We start from the raw sequence: 598 nt of genomic DNA on the forward strand, positions 1-598 counted from the left end.
AAGATCGAGCTGGGCAGCCGCGCCGTCCTGCTCGCCTCCGGGTTCCCGCCGGCGTGGATCCTCGGCACGGTCGGGCTCTCGGTCGCCAAGATCCTCGAGAACATGGAGATCGGGCACAACATCCTGCACGGCCAGTGGGACTGGATGCGTGACCCGAAGATCCACTCCACGACGTGGGAGTGGGACATGGCCAGCCCCGCCGAGCAGTGGAAGCACTCGCACAACGAGTTGCACCACACGTACACGAACGTGATCGGCAAGGACAACGACCTGGGCTACGGCATCATGCGGGTCGACGAGGACCAGCCGTGGCAGCCCTTCCACCTGGGCCAGCCGCTGTGGAGCTTCATCAACGCGTGCTTCTTCGAGTACGGCATCGCCGCCTATGACCTGGAGCTGGGCGCGGTCATCGCCAAGAAGCAGACCGGCGACCCGGAGTTCCGGGCGCGCGGCAAGGCGGTGCTGCGCAAGATCGGCAAGCAGGTGCTCAAGGACTACGTCGTCCACCCGCTGCTGTCCGGCCCGAACGCCGCCGCGACCCTGACGGCGAACTTCACCGCCAACGTGGTGCGCAACCTGTGGTCGAACTCGGTGATCC

1 protein-coding gene is annotated in these 598 nt (G+C 66.2%); it reads left to right on the forward strand.

The genetic code is table 11. The annotated features are described in order from the left end of the window. Positions 1–598, forward strand: a 598-nt coding sequence (locus tag GCU67_RS21065) for a fatty acid desaturase family protein (RefSeq protein WP_420846377.1), incomplete at both ends; no start/stop codon positions are given.

It is taken from the genome of Modestobacter muralis (assembly GCF_010682105.1).
Taxonomy (GTDB): domain Bacteria; phylum Actinomycetota; class Actinomycetes; order Mycobacteriales; family Geodermatophilaceae; genus Modestobacter; species Modestobacter muralis.